The following is a 20604-nucleotide window of genomic DNA, read 5'->3' as shown; positions in this document are numbered from 1 at the left end:
TTGAGCTTTCTATTTAGTTAGGTTTAACTGCTTGGCTTAATAATCGCTCAGCCATTTTATCAAGTGCAGCCACTTCATTGGCTGCATTTAAATCAATGGCGGCTTTAGGCATTCCCCACACAACTGATGAGTATTCATCTTGCGCTAACGTGTATGCACCGTTTTGCTTCAGTGCTAACAGTCCTTTAGCCCCATCAGCGCCCATACCTGTAAGTATTGCTGCCACTATATTTTTTGATCCACAATTTACAAGCGAATCAAATAGTACGTCAACGGCTGGTTTATGCCGATTTACAGGCTCACCATCGTCGAGCTGGCAATACAAAGCAATTCCTCGCTTTTTTACGCTTAAATGAAGCCCGCCGGGGGCAATATAAGCCCAACCTGGGCTTAGCTTGTCGCCATGTTGTGCCTCTTTCACATTAATTAAGCATGTTCTATCCATACGCTCAGCAAACGAGGCACTAAATACGGGAGGAATATGCTGAGTAATTACAATAGGAGGGCAATTAACTGGCATTTTTATTAGTACTTCTTTTATTGCCTCGGTACCCCCGGTAGATGCACCAATTGCAATCACTTTATTTAATAAAAATTCAGTCTCTGAACTTATAGGTTTTGTATCGGGTGGCGCTTTTTTAAAGCTGCGTATTCGTGCACCGGCGGCTATTCTTACCTTTTGTTGAACCAGTGACGCGTAATGACTCAGCTGGGCTCTTACGTTACTTGTTGGCTTAGCAATAAAATCCACAGCACCTAGCTCTAACGCCTCTAATGTAATGGGCGACCCCTTCTGCGTAAGCGTAGAAATCATAACCACGGGCATAGGCCTTAGGCGCATTAGGTTTTTTAAAAAGCTAATCCCATCCATTTTTGGCATTTCTACATCTAAGGTAAGTACATCGGGATTAAGTTTTTTAATCATTTCGCGTGCTTGGTATGGATCTTCTGCGCAGCCCACTACGTTAATGTCGTTAGCTTGTTGCAGTATTTCTGTAAGCAACCCTCTAATTAAAGGGGAGTCATCGATTATTAATACATTTATCATAGCGACTCCTAAAACAACTCTATATTCGATACCACTTCTTGCTTTTTAAGGTTTTGCAAGTAACGTACTTCGCGCTTTTCAATGGTATCATTATGTAATTTTTTAAGTTTTTTCATATACACTTTACCCGTTTGTGGATGAAAAAATATTTTTCTAGGCCACGGGCCGCCCATATCATGGGCCACTAAATTTAAGGCTTCTTCTTTGACATAGGCGGTAGCAAAACTAATATTACCCAGCCCAATATCTGTCATTGCACTAATTATTTTTCCGCCACCAAATAGCTTAATTTTTAAATTATGACGAGACGCACCGTTTTTTAATACTTCATTAATTAGGTATTCCATAGCCCAATTACCATAACGGCAGTTTAAGCCGTGTGCACTTTTAAGCTCTACGCCTTTTTGTATCGGCAGCATAAAATGATTCATCCCGCCAATACCTAACACTTCATCGTAAACACAGGCCGCAATACATGAGCCAAGTACCGTTGAAATCAATTCATTATTTTTAGATACATAAAATTCTCCTGGAAGCACTTTGGCAACAACATGATTTCTTCCTGAATCCCAGTAACGCTTAATGTGTTCAAAACTGGGTAAAACACTTCTAAATTCAGCCTGCATGTGCTCTCAATTGATACATAGTTTTTCCTAAATTTTTATAATTTGAGTGCTCTTTACCCATACTCTCTGAGTGACCTAAAAATAAGTAACCGTGATCGCTTAGAATATTTGCATAGCGTTTAAATAAATGATCTTTCGTTTCTTTATCAAAATAAATAACCACGTTGCGGCATAAAATAAGATCAAACGGCCCTTTCATTGGCCAGTCTTGCAATAGGTTTAAGCGCTTAAAAGAAATACGCTCACGCAGCGTGTCTTTCACTTTATAGTGTTCGCCATCTTTACTTTTTAAAAACCAACGCTTTAGATGAGTGGCATCTAAGCCATTTACGTTTGCCGCGGTATACACACCTTTTTGCGCTTTTTCTAACACGTTAGAATCTAAATCGGTGGCTAAAATCTTTACATCCCAATTACTTGGAAATGCATTATTTAGCGTCATTGCTAAGCTGTAGGGCTCTTCTCCTGTTGAGCAGCCTGCAGACCATATTCTGACCCGCTTGGTGTCTTTGTTCGCCTTTATTAAGTTAGGTATAAGCTCAGATTTAATAAATTCAAAATGATGAACTTCACGAAAAAAAGACGTTAAATTAGTGGTAATTGCATTTATAAACGCATCAAACTCTTGGTCTTTATGCGTATCTAAGTAGGCTAAGTAGGCTTTAAAGTCGTTTAATTTTAGCGCTCTTATCCGCCTTGCTAAACGTGAGTACACCATTTCACGTTTATGATCGCCTAATACAATACCGCAAGCGTTGTAAACTAAATTGGCAATGTCTTTAAAATCGCGATCGGTACACAGAAACTCTTTCATTAGCAGCTCTCATACATAGTAGTGAGTGTGGCCTTATTGAGCGCTTTTCCAATAAGGCCTGTAATCAAATAATTAAAATTCTTCCCACTCGTCTGCCGAATCAATAAAATTATCGCCTCTTGGCTTGCTTTGTACTGCGTTACTTTGTGATTTGTGAGCTAAACTTGGGGTATTCATCGTGGGCGACATAATAGCCATGTCTTGCTGACCCAGTGAAAAGAAATTAAGGAGTCTGCGCATTTCATTTGCTTGCTCAGCCATTGACTCACCTGCAGCCGATGCTTCTTCAACTAAGGCTGCGTTTTGCTGGGTCATTTCATCCATTTGAGATATAGCTTTATTTACTTGCTCTATACCTGCACTTTGCTCTTCAGATGCCTCTGTAATATCTGAAATCATTTGCGTCACTTTTTGTACCGACACCACAATTTCTTTAAGCGTTGCACCTGATTCATTAACAAGCTGAGAGCCATCTGCTACTTTACCTACACTATCTCTTATCAGCTCTTTAATTTCTTTAGCGGCCCCTGCTGAGCGCTGAGCTAAATTACGCACTTCACCTGCAACAACCGCAAAGCCACGCCCTTGCTCTCCCGCTCTAGCTGCTTCAACGGCCGCATTAAGTGCAAGTAAGTTAGTTTGAAATGCAATTTCGTCAATCACACCAATGATGTCAGCAATCTTTTTACTCGATTCATTAATTGCCGACATACTCGTCACAGCACGATTAACCACTTCACCACCTTGAATCGCTTTATCGCATGTTTCTTCTGCGAGTGTATTTGCCACTTTAGCATTGTCTGCATTTTGACGGACTGTACTCGTCATTTCTTCCATACTTGAGGCGGTTTCTTCCAATGATGATGCTTGCTCTTCCGTGCGCTGACTTAAATCTGCGTTCCCCTGAGAAATTTCTTCTGCGCCACTGGCCACTAAGGTTGCTGATGAACTTATACGATTAATAACCTCCGTTAATTTATCTGCCGTGGTGTTTGCGTCGCGTTTTAATTTATCAAATGACCCTTTGTATTCTTTTTCAATTCGCTTAGATAAGTCACCGGTTGCCAAGGCATCTAGCATATTGCCAGTGTCTGCGACCGCATCGTCTACAATTTTAACTAAACTGTTTAACCCTTGTGCCAAGCGTAAAAAGAACCCCTCTTTACCCTCTTCCATTACACGCGTATCGAGGTCTCCCTCTCCTGCAGCACTCACTAATTGCGCTATTTCTCTTTCTATTGCAACTTCTGCGGTTCTATCTTCCCACTCTACAACGGTGCCAATTCTCTCTTGCTCTGGGGTTATTATTGGGTTTGCAACCAATCCAAATGTGCGTCCACCAACCTTTATTTGCGTGCTATAAGTATTTTTTAACGTTGCTAATAGGTTTTGTTGGTGCGCTGGGTTTTTATGAAATACATCAATATTTTGATTAAGTAGATTTTTGCTATCAAAATTAGGTAAGTCTTTTCGAAGGTCATTTTCAGCAATACGCATCATATTTCTAACAGCTTTATTCATGTACACAATGACATTTGATGAATCTGCAATCATGGTATTAGTCGCGACAGTATCAAGTGCTTGACGCACACGAAGGTTTTCTTGTGCTATGGCACGCTCTGCGTCAGCTTTAGCAACCTTTTCAGTAATATCGTCCCACTCAACAATGGTACCGAGTTTCTTTCCTTCTTGGCTGTACCATGGCGTCGCTATTAATGTAAAAATAAGCCCCGCTAAACGCAGCTCTGCTTTATAAGGCTTATCTAAATTTTTTAATAAATCTCGTTGGTGTGACGGCTTCTTATGAAAATCATCAACACAAGTACCTATTAAATTATCAACAGAAAATTGTGGTAATACGGTTTTTAGGTCTTTTTCTCGCGCTTTTAACATGTCTTGCACGCGCTCGTTTACGAATACAATATTGAGGTCTTGGTCTGCAATCATTACATTTGCTTGGCATACTTTTAAGGCGCTGGCTAAGTCTGCAGTTTTACGCGAAGATTTTTCTAACTCTTTTTGAGCTGTTATATCGGATGCGTATTTAATTACTTTAAATGGCTTGCCATTCATATCATAGATTGGGTTATAAGAGGCCTGAATCCAAACTTCCTGACCTTGTTTACCTATTCTTAAATATTCACCCGAGTCAAATTCACCGCGCCCTAACTTAGCCCAAAAAGCTTTATATTCATCACTATTTGCGTGTTCAGGTGTAACAAATAATCGGTGGTGCTGCCCTATAATGTCGTTAAGCTGATACCCCAACGTATTTAAAAAGTTATCGTTTGCATCAATAATGGTGCCGTCTAAATTAAACTCTATTACTGCTTGAGACTTACTAATTGCATTAATTTGCCCTCTTGCCTCTGCAGCAGCGAGTTTTTGTGGTGTTATATCCGTCGCAAATTTTACAACCTTAATAACTTGCCCCTGGGAGTTTATAATTGGGTTATAAGTGGCCTGAATCCAAACCTCCTTACCACTTTTGGTAAAACGCCTAAATTCTTGAGATATAAACTCGCCGCTGTTTAATCGTACCCAAAAATGTGTGTAGTCACTCCCTTGGGCCTCAGTGTTATCAACAAATAAAGAGTGATGCTGGCCTTGAATCTCTTCTAGTTGATATTCCATTACGCGAAGAAAATTAGCATTAGCGGTAATTACTTTACCGCTTGGCTCAAACTCAATCACAGCTAATGACTTATTTAATGCGCTTACAATTAAATCATTATTTGATTCAGACTGTTTTGGATTACTAAACCATCCCATGCTCATCACCACCTTTAAGTTATTTTTACTTTATTTAGCAAATACTGACTCTAAATATTCATTGTTTTTTGCAAGTCGATTAACGCCACCATTTTTTCACCCACGTTAACTAACCCTGCCACATAATCGTCGTTATTTGTTTCTGAAATACTTGGTACCGCTTTGGCATCTTGCTCTGAAATACTGTAAACCTCAGAAACGGCATCAACGGTAATACCAATAATTTTACTGTCGTGCTCAAACTCTATTTTTACTACAATTACCACTGTAAGCGGCCCATACTCTATACTGGGCAAGCCAAATCGCAGCCTTAAATCAATAATCGGCACTATGGTGCCACGCAAATTTATAACGCCTTTTACAAATTCGGGAGCGTTGGGTAAAACGGTTATTTCCTCCCAGCTACGAATTTCTTGCACAGTTAAAATATCTACGCCGTACTCTTCATCAGCCATAATGAATGTTAAAAATTGTTTCACGCCCTTTTGCTGCTGCAGATTTAGCTCCGAAATCATAACGCCTCCAAAGCAGCTTGCGACTCAATACTTAACTCTTGGCTGCCCGGCTTTTTTAAACCTGAAAGCTTTATCAACCCGCTTATATCAACTATCAATGAAACCCGTCCATCGCCCAAAATAGTCGCACCGGATATACCATCTACTTTTTGGTAATTTGCCTCTAAACTTTTAATAACAACCTGTTGTTGCGATAAGAGGTCATCTACCAATAAACCCACTTTTTGATTGTCGGTTTCTACGACAACAAGCAGGGTTTTATCAAGAGACTCAATGGCGTTATCATGATTAAAAATATCGTAGAGTCTTAAAATTGGAATGTATTCATCACGCAATCTAAGTACGTCTAGGTTTTTGCCTACACGGCTTACTTTGGCAATATCAATTTGCAGCGATTCAACAATAGAAATAAGCGGAATAATATAGGTATGCTGGGCCACTTTAACTAATTGGCCATCTAAAATAGCCAGTGTAAGTGGTAATCTAATTGTAAACGTTGATCCTACACCTGGCGCAGATGTAACCTCTACAGAGCCATTTAATGACTGAATATTACGCTTAACTACATCCATACCAACACCACGGCCAGATAAGTCACTCACTTCATCCATAGTGGAAAAACCAGGCATAAATATAAGCTCGTTTATTTCCTCATTGCTAAGGTGGTTGTCGGCAGAGATCAGTCCATTAGCAATGGCTTTTTCTTGAATTTTTTTAGTGTTTAGCCCTTGCCCATCATCCATTATTTCAATAACAATATTTCCGCCTTGGTGAAATGCATTTAAAGTGACCGTTCCTACTGGATCTTTTCCGGCTTGCAGTCTTTTCTCAACCGTTTCTAGGCCATGATCTAATGAGTTTCTAACCAAATGAACCATAGGATCAGAAATTTTTTCCATCACGGTTTTGTCTAATTCGGTTTGCTCGCCTATCAGCTTCAATTCAACCTGTTTATTTAGCTTTTGCGCAATGTCGCGTACCAAACGTGGGAAACGGCTAAATACAAAATTAATTGGCAACATGCGGATACGCATTACGTTTTCTTGTAAATCGCGAGTGTTGTGCGCAAGTTGCGCTAAACCTTCTTGCAATGCCGTAATTGTTGCTGGCGTAATGTCTTGCTCGCTAAGTTGATTAAGCATGGCTTGGGTAATAACAAGCTCACCCACCATGTTTATTAATGAGTCAACTTTATCAATCCCAACGCGAATAGAAGTCGACTCGGGTGTTGTTGATTTTTTATTCGTATTAGCAGAGGTTGGCTTTATGGGCTTAGCTTGTTCCGCCTGCTTTGGCTCTGGCTCTTGGATTGATGGCTCTTGATCTACTGTACTACTGTCATTTTCAGGAGCGGGTAACTCATCAGTAAACAGGCCGCCACACAGTTCAATGGTAATATCAGCATCATCTTCAACCCATTCGAACACCTCTTTAATTGCGCTTTCACCATGGCTGGTATTTAAGAAAAAACGCCAATGTAAAAAGCACTCATCACTACTCAAATTGGTTATTTCAGGGACTTCATCATAAAAAACGGTGGTATCTAACTCGCCTAACTGCTCAAGCTCACTAATCATAATGAGTGGTTCATTACCTGTTTTAAATAAGTGATGATGAGGCTTAAAGTCTATTTGGTATGTATCGCTATCAGACTGGCTATCAGACGTTTGAATGTTGGACTCTTGCGTTGTGCTATTTATTCCTAGCACTTCTTCAAATTGTGCTCGTAGAGTATCGGCTTCAGTTAAGTCGGGCTCTTGCTCTGCCTGCAATCCAGCCAGTAACGAACGAAGGCAATCAACCGCTTTAAGTAATAAATTAACGTGCTCGGTTGTCAGGGTGCGCTCGCCTTGACGAATTTGGTCCAGTAAGGTTTCAAGTACATGAGTAAAATCAGACACCGATGAAAAACCAAATGTCCCACTCCCCCCTTTTATTGAATGAGCGGCTCTAAAAATAGTGTTAATAGTTTCTAAGTCTTCCTCACCGGGTACTAAGTTTAAAAGCTCAGCTTCCATGGTATCGAGGCCTTCAAAACTCTCTTCAAAGAAAACTTCAAAAAATTGACTTAAATCTATACTCACTTTGCGCTCCTTGACTAACGAATAACCTTTTTAATCACCGCTAGTAACTGCTCAGGATTAAATGGCTTTACTATCCAGCCTGTTGCACCAGCCGCTTTACCTTCTACCTTTTTTTCTAAGCCCGACTCGGTTGTTAGCATCAGCAATGGTGTAAATTTATAATCGGGTAACGTACGTAGCTCTCGGATTAATGTAATACCATCCATAATGGGCATGTTTACATCTGAAATAACCGCATCAAAACCTTGCTGCTTAGCAATAGCCAATGCCTCACTGCCGTCTTTGGCCTCTGTTACATCAAAGCCTGCGGTTTTTAAGGTAAAGCTCACCATCTGACGCATTGACGCTGAATCATCAACTGCTAAGATTTTTTTCATATAAACCTCTAACTATTTCTTTCGATTGTTAAATAATGACTTAAGCCAAGCTGATTAATGGTATGTGCTAATGCTGTACTACTGCCGACCCATATAATTTTATGTTGGATGGAAAGTAAGTGTTTTTGAAGCGCACATAACAGCTGAATAGATGCAGTATCTGCAGACACTACACCGCTAATATCAAGACTGATATCGTCGTTGCTATTGAGTTCTTGTAGTAAGTCTTGGTGGAGCGTTTCAACTTGGGTAATCACAAGTTCGCTTGGAAGTTTTAACATTTAAAATTGTGTAATCCCTTTCATTTCAATTCATAACAAAAGCTTAGCTCTAGTTGTTAAAATTGCCATAAAAGGGTCAAAAAAAAATTTAATAAATTTATAAACAGGAATGAAAAAACAAAAAAGGGAGCCTAAAGCCCCCTTAAAATACGTGAAAATTTAAAAAGTCAGTTTTTAGTAGTAGTTTGCAATAACTTTAAACTCTTGCGTTAATTGAGTTGAATTAATAAGCGGCACACTGCCTTGCTTAAACTCAGGTTTGAAAATAGCTCTTAGCGCTCCTGTATTATCAACCAACGCAACTGATGCGCTATGATCAACCGCATAATCAGCTTTTGTTGTATCACTAATTGCGTAAATGAGGCCAAGCTCTCTTACTACTGGAAAAAGATCTTTGTGCTCCCCTGAAACAGCCAAAAAATTGGGGTTAAAGTAATCTATATATTGTTTTCGTTTTTCTGCTGTATCTCTGTTTGGATCGACCGACACAAACCATATTTGTAATGGGTAATCAGCTTCCAGCTCTTTATAAACTGCGTTTAACTTAGCCAATGTTAACGGGCATATATCGGGACAACTTGTGTATCCTAAAAACACTAAATTCCATTGCCCTTTAAATTGCGCTTTTGTCACTGGTTCGCCGTGCTGATTTTTTAACGTAAAATCCGAAAGTGATTTAGCGTTTTCATAAACAAGTGCATTTAAATTTTGAGGATCGTTTTCACTTGAGCACGCTGATAAAAATAAACTTAAAACAACAATTACTAAAAGCCATAACCGTTTCATAAAGAAAGCCATTTATCTATAAATAAGATCACGAAGAGTACCATTAAATGCACTATCGAAAAACGAAATAAATCCATAGCCTTGTCGTTATTAGCTGCAAATTTTAACTTAATGGCTTTGTACATAAACACACTATTTAGCGCACAAGCACCCACTAAGTAAATACCCCCTGACATACCAATTAAGTATGGCATCACACACACTAAGGCCAATAAAACTGAGTATGCAACTACACATGTTTTACAAAAGTCGATACCGTGGGTAACCGGCAGCATTGGAATTTTTGCACGCTCGTAATCACTTTTTCGAGCAATGGCTAAAGCCCAAAAATGAGGAGGAGTCCAGGTAAATATAATCATAACAAGCAACCACGGCGCTGCTGCCATTTGGTTTGTTTCAGATACCCAACCAAGCAATGGCGGCATCGCTCCAGCAAGTCCGCCTATTACAATATTTTGAGGTGTTGCACGTTTTAAAAATGACGTATAAATGAAGGCATAACCCACTAATGCAAATAACGTTAATATTGCTGTAAGCGTATTAGCCCACACCATAAGCATGATGAAACCAGCAATACCAATACTTGCCGCAAACGTTAATGCATGTGTTTTACTTAAACGCCCTTTAGCAACAGGGCGATGACGCGTTCTTGCCATTTTAGAGTCTATTTCGCTATCTACTACATGGTTAATAACGGCAGCGGCAGCAGATAACAGCCCTATTCCTAATAGACTAATCATCTGAACGCCTATTCCACGTCCAACATCCGGGGCTAATGCTAATCCAACCCAGGCTGTTAAAACCAACATCGCCACCACTTTAAATTTACTGATGGCTAAGTAATCTTGTAATAGATCGTAAGCACGCAAGCTAAGTGATTGAGTATGTGCAGGCTGTATTGTTTTTTTGTTTATTGTTAGTGCCATTATATTTCTCCTTTATGTGCGTGATTTTAGGTAATAACACAACCTAACCATACTTAATAACAGTATGGCAGCCATTAGGTTATGCGCCAGTGCTACACCCAACGGAAAGTGCCAATGTACCAAAATGAGTCCTAAGCTAATTTGGCAAAATAAAGTAACCAATACTGCTATTACGCAGCTTTTAATTTTTTGAGAGTAAGCGTGACTGTAAATTTTCCACATAATAAGCGCCAATACTATGCAGGTTACTAATGCCCAAATACGGTGTAATAAGTGAATAGACATTCTTGCTTGTTGTGAAAGCACACCAAACTCATAGTTGCTGTGTTCAAGCGGTAACTGAAAAACACTCCTCAGTGAAAAAGGCTGAGCGTAATCACATAAAGGTAAACCATTACAGTGTGGTGCGGCGTAATTAGCCGCAAGCCAACCACCCAGCGCTATTTGAAAGACCAGTACAATAAGCGCAATTAAACTTAATCCATAATACCGCTTAGCCCCCGCATCTCCGCCCATAATGGGTTTTGCTGTTAACCTTAAATACAGCAATGTAATTAGCGATAAAATACTAAAACCACCCAATAAATGCCCCATCACAATAAGTGGTTGCAGATTCATAGTGACAGTCCACATACCTAAGGCAGCTTGAAACACAACAAGTAATAGCAATAAAGATGTGAGCTTTAATGGTGTAGTTGGAAATTGACGCTTTAAAAAAGCAACAATAAACAGCGCTAAAATCATCAATCCTAAGGTGCCCGCAAAATACCTATGAATCATTTCTTTCCAGGCTTTTGCTTTTTCAAACACCATATCAGGGTAGCTTTGTGTTGCTAAAGCAATATCAGCTTCATGTTTAGGAACCGTTAAAAAGCCATAACACCCGGGCCAATCTGGGCAACCCAGTCCTGCATCACTCAAACGAGTGTATGCACCCAGTGCAACAACAACTAAAGCAAAAAGTCCGGTCAATAAAACCCAATTCTTATAATTTTTGTACATCTTTAACCTCACACTAAACGGATTAGCTTGAACGAGAATAATTAAGTAGTTTTTTTAAATCCTTTAATAGCCCTTTTTGAACTAAGCGGTTTTCTTGAGGCTTTGCTTTGTATGGGTACTCAAGTACCACAAGCCCCATATGATCAATTAAATACAAACTTGCGGGGGTCAAGCTTGCTTGCTGGGCCATTTTTTTCCATGGTAAGTCAGCTTGTGAAGGACTTCCCATAACAGCCATATCTACCTTTCCTTGATTTTTACCAAGCGCTATATACAAATTATTAAGCGCCTCAAGTTGCTCGTTACATGACGCACTGCACTCACTCGAATAATTAAGCGCTATAGTCCATTGTTTAGGATTATTTTGTTGCCAGTTTTCTAGTTTTATCTCTTCATTTAGAAATTCACCGTGATTTGTAACCGCACTAGGTAACCAATCGAATTTGAGCGCGCTATAGGCTAAAAACAAAGGGATAGCACAACAGGTTACAAACAATAAAAGGGGTTTATTTTTCATTTTGATTCCTTTTTTTACTCGCAAAAATGGCTACAACAACACATGCAAAGGCGATTAAAAACCACTGCACCGCATAGGCGTTATGTTTTTGTGGGCTCATTACAACCGCTTCGTAATGCGGTATCGCAATTTCATCACCCTCACCTTGGCGGTAAGCCATAAAGTTAACCAATGTGAAATGAGTGTGTGATTGTATAAAGCTTAAGTCGATTGATTGAATGCGTTTGGGCAAATCACCACTCGAGGTTTTGTCTTCTAGGGTAAAACTACTGAGGTTATTCTCTTTAATTTGTGCTTTGACCGTAAACTCACCTTGGGGCATAACTACTGCAGGTAAAATATCCCGTGATAGCGGGGCTCTCACCCAACCTAAATTAACCAATACTGCACGCATATCATTATTTGGTTTTAACAGGGCGAGTAGGTCGTAACCCACTTGTCCGTTATATACTTGATTATCTAACAACCAGTAATGCTCGCTTAAAAGTGTCCCTTTAAGCTCGACTAGTACACCGGTTTTATTCCACTGCTTTGGTAAATTAAGCAACTGCGACCAACTCATCACACCATGAGTTTGTATTTGAGCAATGGCAGTGAGCTGTTGCTGTTTTTTTTCACCTCGTTCTAATTGCCAAAAACCTAGGCGCACACATACCAGCACGACAACCACAACCATACAAATTGTGATTATTGAACTAAGCTTTTGTTTGTGCCTTAAAACTACTTGCATAAAGGGTCAACTCAGTGATTATTAAAATTATTATTGTACTGTTGTTAATGTTTATACTTTTTAACTTATTTAGAGCGCTATTTATTATGGTGTCTGGGAAAACAAACGGGCGACCTATGTCTCACTTTTTAGGGCGCCGAGTGTTGTTTTCGGTTGTTGTATTAGTGGTTGCAATCGCAGCGGTCAAGCTCGGTTATATAAAGGCAAATAGCTCGCCGATAAACGTTACAGCACATATACAAACACAAATAAACACAGCCATACCACATCAACAAAATGCCAATACCAAGCAGCAGCTTGAAACGCAAAGTGCTTTTCTTTGGTAAAATGACCTTTTAATATTCGTATTAAAATGACAAATAAAAGTATGGCTCCGAGTGTGACATGCATGCCATGAAAGCCTGTAAGCAAAAAGAATGTATTACCGTACACACCGGCATCTAATGTTAGATTTAAGTCATTGTATGCATGAACGTATTCCTCTACTTGCAATGCTAAAAAGCACACGCCCAATAACACCGTAAGTCCTAAAAATACTTTCAGTGGTTTACGTTTGTTGTTTTCCATTGCAACATGGGCAAAATGTAACGTGACCGATGAAGCGATTAAAATTAACGTATTGATTAATGGTAGGCCTTGCCACCCCATAGCTTGGGTTGTGTCACCGGAAGGTGTAACAACCAAAGGCCACATAGCTTCAAAAGTAGGCCACAACACTTCATTAGTCATAGCATTGTTACCCGCGCCCCCCAACCAAGGCACCGAAATCATACGTGCATAAAATAACGCACCAAAAAAGGCCATAAAAAACATAACCTCAGAAAAAATGAACCAGCTCATGCCTTGTCGAAAAGAACGATCCATTTGTGCTGAGTACAACCCTTGGCCTGACTCGTGAATAACATTTTTAAACCAGCCAAATAACATATATAAAAGAACGGCTATACCGGCATAAAGTAAATAAACACCGCTCCCCCCTTCCTTGCCAACTTCCATAACTGTTAAGCCTGCGCCTACGGCGATAAAAAACAACGCAACCGCTCCTACAATGGGCCACGGGCTTTGCTCTGGTACGTAATAATGCTCATGTTCTTGATTCATTTTACTTGCTCCTAGTTTCGCACTAGTGTTTGTTGCTAGTTATTACTGGCAACTAGTTGCTCACTAATATCAAATACGGTGTAAGACAAAGTTAGCTCTTCAACATCACTTGGAAGCGCTGTATCAACATAAAAAAGCAATTTAAATTCGAGCTCTTCTCCCGCTTTTAGGGGTTGTTGATCAAAGCAAAAGCAGGCCATTTTGTGTAAATATTTTGCCGCTTTGCCTGGTGAAACAGACGGTACTGCCTGCATAACTTTATCGAGTTCACTACTATTTTTTGCGCTAAAAACGACTTCTCGCATTTCTCCGGGTTTCACAACCACACTGTACTCTTTTGATTTCACCTCAAAAGGTGCACCGCTTTGTGCATGAGTTGTAAAACTCACGCTAACGTCCCTTGTTTGCTCAATCACGCTACTTTGCTGCGCTTGCTCTAACGATGGCTTACCATTTAGCCCGGTTAAGTCACAAAACACGTCGTATAACGGCACTAAGGCAAACGCAAACGCAAACATACCTATGCTGATAATAATCAAGCGTTTAAGGAGCGGTGCGTGGGTCATTATTTAATTTCCGGTGGTGTTGAAAAGGTATGGTAAGGCGCAGGGGATTCAACTTCCCACTCTAACCCTTCAGCGCCATCCCATACTTTTGCAGGGACTTTTTCGCCGCCTCTTGCACATTTAAAAACAACCACTACAAACAACAGCTGAGATAAACCAAATGCAAAACCACCAATACTTATAATTGCGTTAAAGTCTGCAAATTGCAGTGCATAATCAGGAATACGGCGAGGCATACCAGCCAAACCCACAAAATGCATTGGAAAAAACAGCACATTTACACTGACTAACGACAACCAAAAATGCCACTTAGCCAGCGTGATATTAAACATATTGCCAGTCCATTTTGGCAGCCAGTAATAAGCACCAGCCATGATAGAAAATACTGCTCCTGTCACTAACACATAATGAAAGTGAGCCACTACAAAATAAGTGTCGTGGTATTGAAAATCAGCGGGAGTAATAGCAAGCATCAACCCTGAAAAACCACCTAATGTGAACAGCACTATAAAAGCAATACTGAACATCATAGGGACTTCAAAGCTAATAGAACCGCGCCACATGGTGGCTACCCAATTAAATACTTTAACGCCGGTAGGTACCGATATCAGCATTGTGGAGTACATAAAAAATAGCTCTGCAGCTACCGGCATACCGGTGGTAAACATGTGATGCGCCCACACAATAAAGCTTAACAATGCTATAGATGACGTTGCATAAACCATAGATGCATAGCCAAATAGCTTTTTACGCGAAAAAGTAGGCACTATGGTTGAAATGATACCAAACGCTGGCAAAATCATGATGTAAACTTCGGGGTGACCAAAAAACCAAAATATATGCTGGAACATCACCGGATCGCCACCGCCGGCAGCGTCAAAAAAGCTAGTCGCAAAATATTTATCGGTTAAAACCATAGTCACCGCCCCTGCCAAAACGGGCATAACAGCAATGAGTAAAAATGCCGTTATTAGCCATGTCCATACAAACAAGGGGAGTTTCATCCACGTCATCCCAGGTGCACGCAAATTAACTATAGTCACAACCACATTAATAGCACCCATAATTGAGCTAATACCCATAATGTGCACCGCAAATACAAACAAGGCAGTATTGTCGTTACTGTATGTGGTTGAAAGCGGAGCATAGAAGGTCCAGCCAAAAGCAGGGCCTCCTCCAGGCATAAATAAAGAAGCAAGCAAAATTAAGAATGCGAAAGGTAAAATCCAAAAACTCCAGTTATTCATTCTAGGTAATGCCATATCTGGCGCACCTATCATTAACGGTATCATCCAATTGGCTAATCCCGTAAAGGCAGGCATAACGGCGCCAAACACCATTATTAAACCGTGAACTGTAGTCATTTGATTAAAAAAGTGGGGATCGACCAACTGCAACCCAGGCTGAAATAGTTCGGCCCTGATCACCATAGCCATGGCGCCACCAATTAAAAACATGGTCAACGAAAATATTAAATATAAACTGCCAATATCTTTATGATTTGTTGTATAAAGCCAGCGCTTAAAGCCTTTAGCTGGATGATGAGCATGATGCGCTTCATTGGCGTTTGGTTGTTCTGCTATGCTACTCATTAGTTAGCCTCCACGTCGGCATCAAGTGCTGCTTGAATCTCACTAGGCTGAATAACATCACCGGTATCGTTACCCCATGCATTTCGCTTGTAAGTAATAACCGCAGCCAATTGTTTTATAGATAACTGCTTGGCAAATGATTGCATTGCCGTACCTGGGCTCCCATGAATAAGTATGTCTATATGACCTTTTATATCGCCAAGTACAATTGGGCTGCCTTTTAGAGCCGGAAATACGCCCGGTAGCCCTAACCCCGTAGGTTGATGACATGCTGCACAACTTGCCATGTATACTTGAGCACCCAGCTCCATTAGCTCTTCTTTAGGTAATGTTTGATCAAGTAAAGCTGCATCAGCTAAAGCTGCTTGTTGTTTAGCTTGTTTAGCATCGGCCAACCATACTTTAAAGTCAGCCTCAGATTTAGCCTCTACCACAACGGGCATAAACCCGTGATCTTTACCGCACAGCTCAGCACACTGACCTCGGTAAATGCCTTCTTCGTTTATGTTGGTCCATGTTTCATTAATAAAGCCTGGGTTGGCATCTTTTTTAACGGCAAAGTCTGGTACCCACCAAGAGTGGATAACATCATCTGAGGTCATTAAAAAACGAATTTTTTGATTAATTGGCAGTACGAGGGGTTTGTCTACCTCAAGTAGATAATTTGGGTTTTTATCAGCTAAATTAGTTATTTCATCCTGAGGAGTTGCAAGCATTGAGTAAAACTCTACATCTTCTCCCATATATTCATAATGCCATTTCCACTGTGAACCTGTAACTTTAATTGTTAAGTCGGCTTTACTGGCATCTTCCATCGCTATTAACGTTTTTGTAGCTGGCACTGCCATAGCAATTAAAATAACAAATGGAATGGCGGTCCAAAGAATTTCTACTTTGGTGCTTTCGTGGAATTGAGCGGGAACCGCTCCTTTAGATTTGCGATGATGAATGAGTGCCCAAAGCATAATGGCAAACACTATTATCCCAATCACACAACATATAAAAAATATGGTCATGTGTAATTCGTAAACATTTTCACTTATATCTGTAACGCCTTTACGCATATTAAATTGGCTATTTGCCAAGGCTAACTGCGGAAAAACACACAATATAAGCCACAAGGTACAACTAAGTTTACCCATGTGACGACTCCTTTGATGCTGTTGCTAGTGCAAAGCGAAGAGGCATACGGCTTAAACGCCAATTCGTTATTTTTATTTTTTTATTAATGCCGTTTTATTTATAAAAATTGGCATTCACTGCGCTAGCAAAAGTTTATTGTGTGTGCTCAAAACTTAAAAGCGATGAGTATTGCCAGCGTCAGCTTATTAACAATTAGTTAATATTTAACCACCATGCAAGTTTTTTGTATTAAAAACAAACAATAAATATATAAAAAGTAGAGAGTTGACTTAGTTGAACGTAGAAGAAAATGGCTCAAATCGAGAGGTGGTAAGGGCTAAGGATGAAATGAAAGAGTGTGAATAAAAAACAAACAAAATTTTAAAAATTAAAAAAGCGCACCAAAAAAGTGCGCTTTTTATAAAATAAGAAAGAACTACATCCAGTCCGCGTTACGAATTACACCCACTGCCAAGCCTTCAATATTGAACGACTCAGTTTCAAGATCGACCTTAATTGGTGCAAACTCGTCATTTTCAGCATGAAGCAACACCTGGCGACCCGCCTTTTCAATGCGCTTTACGGTTACATCGTCATCAACACGGGCAACCACAACTTGACCATTTTCAGCCACTTGTGTTTTATGCACAGCAAGTAAATCGCCATCCATAATGCCTATATCTTTCATACTCATACCGTTTACGCGCAGTAAAAAGTCGGCAGCTGGTTTAAACATTAATGGGTCAATTTTACAGTGGCTTTCTACATGTTCTTGCGCCAAAATAGGGGAACCCGCCGCAACTCGGCCAATAAGCGGTAAACCTAATTGTTCTGGCTCCTCTTCTTCAACAAGTTGAATTCCACGGCTTGCGCCAGGTTTCATTTTAATCACCCCTTTTTTGGCAAGGGCTTTTAAATGTTCCTCAGCGGCATTTGCACTTTTAAACCCTAACGTTTGTGCTATTTCGGCACGTGTAGGCGGCATACCAGTGTCTTTAATAAACACTTTAATTAATTCGAGTATTTGAGCTTGGCGTTTAGTTAATGGGCGCATACAACTGGTTTTCCATACAGTACATTTAACTGTGAGTATATACAGTTAAATAAAAATCGCAAATTTAAATTATTCGTTCAAATAGCCAAATTACTTCCTTACGTGTACATTTTAGGGGCTTTCTAAAATAGCCTATAAAAATAGTAACTTGCTACATTAAATTTAAAGGAATCTATATGAGTATTTGGCATCAACCCATTACATTAGCATTGTGTAAACAATTGGACGAAGGCATTAATGGCCAAGGGACGCTAATGAAAACCATGGGAATAGAAATAACAGAGATAGGTGACGATTATCTAGTAGCAACCATGCCTGCAATCCCTGCACACCATAACCCTATTGGCATGGTTCATGGCGGCGCAAACGTTGTACTCGCCGAAACCGTAGCTAGCTATGCTGCTAATTTTGTGGTTGATTTCACAAAGTTTTACTGTGTTGGGCAAGAAATAAGTGCAAGCCATTTAAAGGCTTCTCGCAATGGTACATTAACGGCAACAGCACGCGCATTTCATATTGGAAAACGAAGCTCTGTTTGGGAAGTAAAAATTACAAACAGCCGCAACGAGCTCTGCTGCGTATCAAAAATGACCGCAGCCGTTGTTGAGCGAAAGGCGTAAGTTATTTTTCGAGAGGGTAAATTGTTATTTCCATACCCGCGCCAATAGCAGATATACGCAGTAGTGTATCTGCATGTAAAGCTTGATTAAAACACTTTGGCGACGTGCCTGACTCAAACCCTATATCAAACGTTCTACGTGAGCAACTTAACCATTGCTTTAATGCATTGCGTGAACATGACTCAATAAGCTCACATATATGGTTTATTGCTTTGTCTGGTGATTTTACATCGCCAGCTACCTCAATACGTGCTAATTGACGGTATTCGTCTTTGTCATAATGTAAAATCGTTGCGACTTTTTTTAGATCGGCCACCAGCACACTAATATCTTGTTTTGACTCAAGCTCTAGATCTACATTTAAAAATTGAATTTCCGACATTGTCTCGTATTTATCCTCTAATGGTTACCATGCAAACTTTAACGCAGTTTTACCTTTATACCAAATCAACACCCTATAAATAGACGTTTTATATGGTAATACTCTTATTTTAGAGTGCGATTGCTACTTACAATTGGCGCTATTGTGCTGAAACGCTATTTTAATGCACTAGTGCGACATTTTGTCGCACTCACCTTGCTCAACCATCGCGTAAAATGTCTTGTAAAAATAATAAGATAAACACACATGAAAAAAGTTTTTAAACCAGCACGTAAACTTCATAAATGGTTGGGCTATTTATTAGGAATACAAATACTAGCTTGGTTGCTTGGCGGTTTGGTTATGAGCGCTATTCCGCTTGAAAAAGTACATGGTAAACACCTAGCAACACGCACCCTAGCTAACCCCTTTAAAAGTAGCGATTACGTTGCATCAATTGATAATATTGTTTCACAAGTAACTAATCCGACTAAAATAACCTTTGCGCATTTTTTATCTACCCCACTTATAACTGTAACCAGTGAAGGCAACCCTCAAAGTTTTAATGGCATTACTGGGCAACCATTTAAAGCCCCCAATAAACAGCAAATAATTGCTAATGCACACGCGCATTTACTTATTGATGCTCAACCAGTAAGTACCACTTTATTAGGTTTAGGACCAAGAGAAAGCGGTTATAAAAAAGATGTATGGAAAGTACAATTTAACGATACATTGAGCACCACACTCTATTTGTCATCAGATACGGGCAAAGTGATTACTGTGCGCAGCACACTGTGGCGAATTTTCGATTTTTTTTGGATGCTGCATATTATGGATTACGATGAACGTGAAAACTTTAACAATCCTCTATTAATTAGCTTTGCTGCAACCAGTGTGCTTTTTTGTTTAACTGGCTTTTTACTGCTATTGCAAAACATAAGGATTAAACGCAGATTTAAATAAGTTTATGTTTGCCTGTTGAGCCAGTAAACTAGGGGCTCCTGTAGTTCACGTATGTGATGGATATGACCCGATTGATTTTGGCCTTACTGGCTTGCTGTGTCTGTTTTTCGGTATCAAGTAAAGACTTTACTCGCTTCTCTACTGCTAAAAAGCACTTAATAAAAACGCTACCGCACAATGCAAAAAGCCTGTATTGCGGTTGTGATATTAAAAAACAAGGTAAAAAACTAGTGCCAGATCCAACGGGTTGTGGCTATGTACCTCGTAATACATTTACCCGCTCAGGCAAAGTAAACCAGCGCGCTTTACGTATTGAATGGGAGCATATTGTATCGGCATGGGAGTTTGGGCATCAACTACAATGTTGGCAAAATGGTGGGCGGAAAAACTGCCGTAAAGTCAGCGAAAAATTTCGAAAAATGGAAGCTGATATAAATAACTTAGCCCCCGCAATTGGCGAAATAAATGCTGACCGCTCTAATTATCGTTTTGGCATGCTAGGTGGAGCCGCGACTCAATACGGCCAATGCGATGTAAAAGTAAACTTTAAGCAACGTGTTGTTGAACCACCATTTTATGCCCGTAAAAAAATTGCCGACGCCTATGCTTACATGCAAAAAACCTATGGTTTAAAAATTTCAAAACAACAACAAAAACTTTTTAATGCGTGGCAAAAGCAAGATCTAGCACTAAAAAGCACTATACAAAAAATGTAATGATATTCCCGCTGATAAGCGAACTTAA

At 39.8% G+C, this 20604-nt stretch carries 23 protein-coding genes; 4 read left to right on the top strand and 19 right to left on the bottom strand.

Annotated elements, in window-relative coordinates; translation table 11 throughout:
- Nucleotides 1-13: 13 nt before the first annotated feature.
- The 13 genes from AC27JL_RS16220 to AC27JL_RS16160 form a co-directional block, all read right to left on the bottom strand.
- Nucleotides 14-1048 carry a protein-glutamate methylesterase/protein-glutamine glutaminase gene (locus tag AC27JL_RS16220; RefSeq protein ID WP_010557756.1) on the bottom strand — a complete coding sequence of 345 codons (1035 nt, stop codon included), beginning with the start codon at nucleotides 1046-1048 and terminating at the stop codon, nucleotides 14-16.
- 8 nt (nucleotides 1049-1056) lie between these two features.
- Complete coding sequence (gene cheD / locus AC27JL_RS16215; protein WP_006793790.1) at nucleotides 1057-1674, bottom strand: chemoreceptor glutamine deamidase CheD; 618 nt, start codon at nucleotides 1672-1674, stop codon at nucleotides 1057-1059.
- Nucleotides 1664-2488, bottom strand: coding sequence for a CheR family methyltransferase (locus AC27JL_RS16210; RefSeq protein ID WP_006793789.1), 825 nt, complete (start codon nucleotides 2486-2488; stop codon nucleotides 1664-1666). The genes cheD and AC27JL_RS16210 overlap by 11 nt, the downstream gene beginning before the upstream one ends.
- A 72-nt stretch (nucleotides 2489-2560) precedes the next feature.
- Nucleotides 2561-5260, bottom strand: a complete 2700-nt coding sequence (locus AC27JL_RS16205; protein WP_487196075.1) for a methyl-accepting chemotaxis protein — start codon at nucleotides 5258-5260, stop codon at nucleotides 2561-2563.
- A 50-nt stretch (nucleotides 5261-5310) separates the two neighbouring features.
- Nucleotides 5311-5775, bottom strand: a complete 465-nt coding sequence (locus AC27JL_RS16200; RefSeq protein WP_006793787.1) for a chemotaxis protein CheW — start codon at nucleotides 5773-5775, stop codon at nucleotides 5311-5313.
- The gene (locus tag AC27JL_RS16195; protein WP_276754322.1) at nucleotides 5772-7859 is read right to left on the bottom strand and encodes a chemotaxis protein CheA; all 2088 of its coding nucleotides are present in this window, start codon (nucleotides 7857-7859) and stop codon (nucleotides 5772-5774) included. The genes AC27JL_RS16200 and AC27JL_RS16195 overlap by 4 nt, the downstream gene beginning before the upstream one ends.
- Before the next feature lie 14 nt (nucleotides 7860-7873).
- Nucleotides 7874-8236, bottom strand: a complete 363-nt coding sequence (locus AC27JL_RS16190) for a response regulator (RefSeq protein WP_006793785.1) — start codon at nucleotides 8234-8236, stop codon at nucleotides 7874-7876.
- A gap of 8 nt (nucleotides 8237-8244) precedes the next feature.
- Entirely contained in the window at nucleotides 8245-8517 is a 273-nt protein-coding gene (locus AC27JL_RS16185; RefSeq protein ID WP_487196074.1) for an STAS domain-containing protein, read from the bottom strand.
- Between the two features lie 174 nt (nucleotides 8518-8691).
- Nucleotides 8692-9303: an SCO family protein gene (locus AC27JL_RS16180; RefSeq protein WP_487196073.1), complete on the bottom strand. Its 612-nt coding sequence runs from the start codon at nucleotides 9301-9303 to the stop codon at nucleotides 8692-8694.
- Nucleotides 9300-10229, bottom strand: a complete 930-nt coding sequence (gene cyoE, locus AC27JL_RS16175; RefSeq protein WP_277053877.1) for a heme o synthase — start codon at nucleotides 10227-10229, stop codon at nucleotides 9300-9302. The genes AC27JL_RS16180 and cyoE overlap by 4 nt, the downstream gene beginning before the upstream one ends.
- A 12-nt stretch (nucleotides 10230-10241) precedes the next feature.
- Entirely contained in the window at nucleotides 10242-11231 is a 990-nt protein-coding gene (locus AC27JL_RS16170) for a COX15/CtaA family protein (protein WP_277053876.1), read from the bottom strand.
- A gap of 22 nt (nucleotides 11232-11253) precedes the next feature.
- Nucleotides 11254-11748: a hypothetical protein gene (locus AC27JL_RS16165; protein ID WP_006793780.1), complete on the bottom strand. Its 495-nt coding sequence runs from the start codon at nucleotides 11746-11748 to the stop codon at nucleotides 11254-11256.
- Nucleotides 11738-12478 carry an SURF1 family protein gene (locus AC27JL_RS16160; RefSeq protein ID WP_487196072.1) on the bottom strand — a complete coding sequence of 247 codons (741 nt, stop codon included), beginning with the start codon at nucleotides 12476-12478 and terminating at the stop codon, nucleotides 11738-11740. Before AC27JL_RS16160 ends, AC27JL_RS16165 begins: the two co-directional genes overlap by 11 nt.
- Nucleotides 12479-12492: 14 nt before the next feature.
- Between AC27JL_RS16160 and AC27JL_RS16155 the strand changes: the two genes are divergently transcribed.
- On the top strand, nucleotides 12493-12804 hold the full coding sequence (locus AC27JL_RS16155; protein ID WP_074210162.1) for a DUF2909 domain-containing protein: 312 nt from the start codon (nucleotides 12493-12495) through the stop codon (nucleotides 12802-12804).
- Here the strand turns inward: AC27JL_RS16155 and AC27JL_RS16150 are convergent.
- The 5 genes from AC27JL_RS16150 to lexA form a co-directional block, all read right to left on the bottom strand.
- Nucleotides 12704-13579: a cytochrome c oxidase subunit 3 gene (locus AC27JL_RS16150; RefSeq protein WP_006793777.1), complete on the bottom strand. Its 876-nt coding sequence runs from the start codon at nucleotides 13577-13579 to the stop codon at nucleotides 12704-12706. The two genes, AC27JL_RS16155 and AC27JL_RS16150, sit on opposite strands and share 101 nt — an antisense overlap.
- Before the next feature lie 35 nt (nucleotides 13580-13614).
- On the bottom strand, nucleotides 13615-14145 hold the full coding sequence (locus AC27JL_RS16145) for a cytochrome c oxidase assembly protein (protein WP_010557765.1): 531 nt from the start codon (nucleotides 14143-14145) through the stop codon (nucleotides 13615-13617).
- Nucleotides 14145-15737: a cytochrome c oxidase subunit I gene (gene ctaD, locus AC27JL_RS16140; protein WP_006793775.1), complete on the bottom strand. Its 1593-nt coding sequence runs from the start codon at nucleotides 15735-15737 to the stop codon at nucleotides 14145-14147. Before ctaD ends, AC27JL_RS16145 begins: the two co-directional genes overlap by 1 nt.
- Entirely contained in the window at nucleotides 15737-16879 is a 1143-nt protein-coding gene (gene coxB, locus AC27JL_RS16135; RefSeq protein WP_006793774.1) for a cytochrome c oxidase subunit II, read from the bottom strand. Before coxB ends, ctaD begins: the two co-directional genes overlap by 1 nt.
- Nucleotides 16880-17295: 416 nt before the next feature.
- Complete coding sequence (lexA, locus tag AC27JL_RS16130) at nucleotides 17296-17913, bottom strand: transcriptional repressor LexA (RefSeq protein ID WP_006793773.1); 618 nt, start codon at nucleotides 17911-17913, stop codon at nucleotides 17296-17298.
- A 176-nt stretch (nucleotides 17914-18089) separates the two neighbouring features.
- Here lexA and AC27JL_RS16125 point away from each other — a divergent pair, with 176 nt between their 5' ends.
- Nucleotides 18090-18533 carry a PaaI family thioesterase gene (locus tag AC27JL_RS16125; protein ID WP_305400718.1) on the top strand — a complete coding sequence of 148 codons (444 nt, stop codon included), beginning with the start codon at nucleotides 18090-18092 and terminating at the stop codon, nucleotides 18531-18533.
- Nucleotide 18534: 1 nt separating this feature from the next.
- Here the strand turns inward: AC27JL_RS16125 and AC27JL_RS16120 are convergent, their stop codons facing one another.
- Nucleotides 18535-18915, bottom strand: a complete 381-nt coding sequence (locus AC27JL_RS16120; protein ID WP_006793771.1) for a hypothetical protein — start codon at nucleotides 18913-18915, stop codon at nucleotides 18535-18537.
- 246 nt (nucleotides 18916-19161) lie between these two features.
- Here AC27JL_RS16120 and AC27JL_RS16115 point away from each other — a divergent pair, with 246 nt between their 5' ends.
- Nucleotides 19162-19860 carry a hypothetical protein gene (locus AC27JL_RS16115; protein ID WP_487196071.1) on the top strand — a complete coding sequence of 233 codons (699 nt, stop codon included), beginning with the start codon at nucleotides 19162-19164 and terminating at the stop codon, nucleotides 19858-19860.
- Nucleotides 19861-19922: 62 nt separating this feature from the next.
- A complete protein-coding gene (locus AC27JL_RS16110; RefSeq protein WP_033019623.1) occupies nucleotides 19923-20576 on the top strand; it encodes an endonuclease in 654 nt (217 codons plus the stop codon).
- The last annotated feature ends 28 nt before the right edge of the window (nucleotides 20577-20604 follow it).

It is taken from the genome of Pseudoalteromonas sp. 4NS20-0020 (assembly GCF_057554385.1).
Note: the sequence above shows the minus strand (reverse complement) of the source record. Positions and strands in the feature narration are given on the sequence as shown.

What these genes read in the sequence shown, in the direction of transcription:
- AC27JL_RS16220 (WP_010557756.1), bottom strand. Translation starts at nt 1,048, where the DNA reads ATGATAAATGTATTAATAATCGATGACTCCCCTTTAATTAGAGGGTTG.
- cheD (WP_006793790.1), bottom strand. Translation starts at nt 1,674, where the DNA reads ATGCAGGCTGAATTTAGAAGTGTTTTACCCAGTTTTGAACACATTAAG.
- AC27JL_RS16210 (WP_006793789.1), bottom strand. Translation starts at nt 2,488, where the DNA reads ATGAAAGAGTTTCTGTGTACCGATCGCGATTTTAAAGACATTGCCAAT.
- AC27JL_RS16205 (WP_487196075.1), bottom strand. Translation starts at nt 5,260, where the DNA reads ATGGGATGGTTTAGTAATCCAAAACAGTCTGAATCAAATAATGATTTA.
- AC27JL_RS16200 (WP_006793787.1), bottom strand. Translation starts at nt 5,775, where the DNA reads ATGATTTCGGAGCTAAATCTGCAGCAGCAAAAGGGCGTGAAACAATTT.
- AC27JL_RS16190 (WP_006793785.1), bottom strand. Translation starts at nt 8,236, where the DNA reads ATGAAAAAAATCTTAGCAGTTGATGATTCAGCGTCAATGCGTCAGATG.
- AC27JL_RS16185 (WP_487196074.1), bottom strand. Translation starts at nt 8,517, where the DNA reads ATGTTAAAACTTCCAAGCGAACTTGTGATTACCCAAGTTGAAACGCTC.
- AC27JL_RS16180 (WP_487196073.1), bottom strand. Translation starts at nt 9,303, where the DNA reads ATGAAACGGTTATGGCTTTTAGTAATTGTTGTTTTAAGTTTATTTTTA.
- cyoE (WP_277053877.1), bottom strand. Translation starts at nt 10,229, where the DNA reads ATGGCACTAACAATAAACAAAAAAACAATACAGCCTGCACATACTCAA.
- AC27JL_RS16170 (WP_277053876.1), bottom strand. Translation starts at nt 11,231, where the DNA reads ATGTACAAAAATTATAAGAATTGGGTTTTATTGACCGGACTTTTTGCT.
- AC27JL_RS16165 (WP_006793780.1), bottom strand. Translation starts at nt 11,748, where the DNA reads ATGAAAAATAAACCCCTTTTATTGTTTGTAACCTGTTGTGCTATCCCT.
- AC27JL_RS16160 (WP_487196072.1), bottom strand. Translation starts at nt 12,478, where the DNA reads ATGCAAGTAGTTTTAAGGCACAAACAAAAGCTTAGTTCAATAATCACA.
- AC27JL_RS16150 (WP_006793777.1), bottom strand. Translation starts at nt 13,579, where the DNA reads ATGAATCAAGAACATGAGCATTATTACGTACCAGAGCAAAGCCCGTGG.
- AC27JL_RS16145 (WP_010557765.1), bottom strand. Translation starts at nt 14,145, where the DNA reads ATGACCCACGCACCGCTCCTTAAACGCTTGATTATTATCAGCATAGGT.
- ctaD (WP_006793775.1), bottom strand. Translation starts at nt 15,737, where the DNA reads ATGAGTAGCATAGCAGAACAACCAAACGCCAATGAAGCGCATCATGCT.
- coxB (WP_006793774.1), bottom strand. Translation starts at nt 16,879, where the DNA reads ATGGGTAAACTTAGTTGTACCTTGTGGCTTATATTGTGTGTTTTTCCG.
- lexA (WP_006793773.1), bottom strand. Translation starts at nt 17,913, where the DNA reads ATGCGCCCATTAACTAAACGCCAAGCTCAAATACTCGAATTAATTAAA.
- AC27JL_RS16125 (WP_305400718.1), top strand. Translation starts at nt 18,090, where the DNA reads ATGAGTATTTGGCATCAACCCATTACATTAGCATTGTGTAAACAATTG.
- AC27JL_RS16120 (WP_006793771.1), bottom strand. Translation starts at nt 18,915, where the DNA reads ATGTCGGAAATTCAATTTTTAAATGTAGATCTAGAGCTTGAGTCAAAA.
- AC27JL_RS16115 (WP_487196071.1), top strand. Translation starts at nt 19,162, where the DNA reads ATGAAAAAAGTTTTTAAACCAGCACGTAAACTTCATAAATGGTTGGGC.
- AC27JL_RS16110 (WP_033019623.1), top strand. Translation starts at nt 19,923, where the DNA reads ATGACCCGATTGATTTTGGCCTTACTGGCTTGCTGTGTCTGTTTTTCG.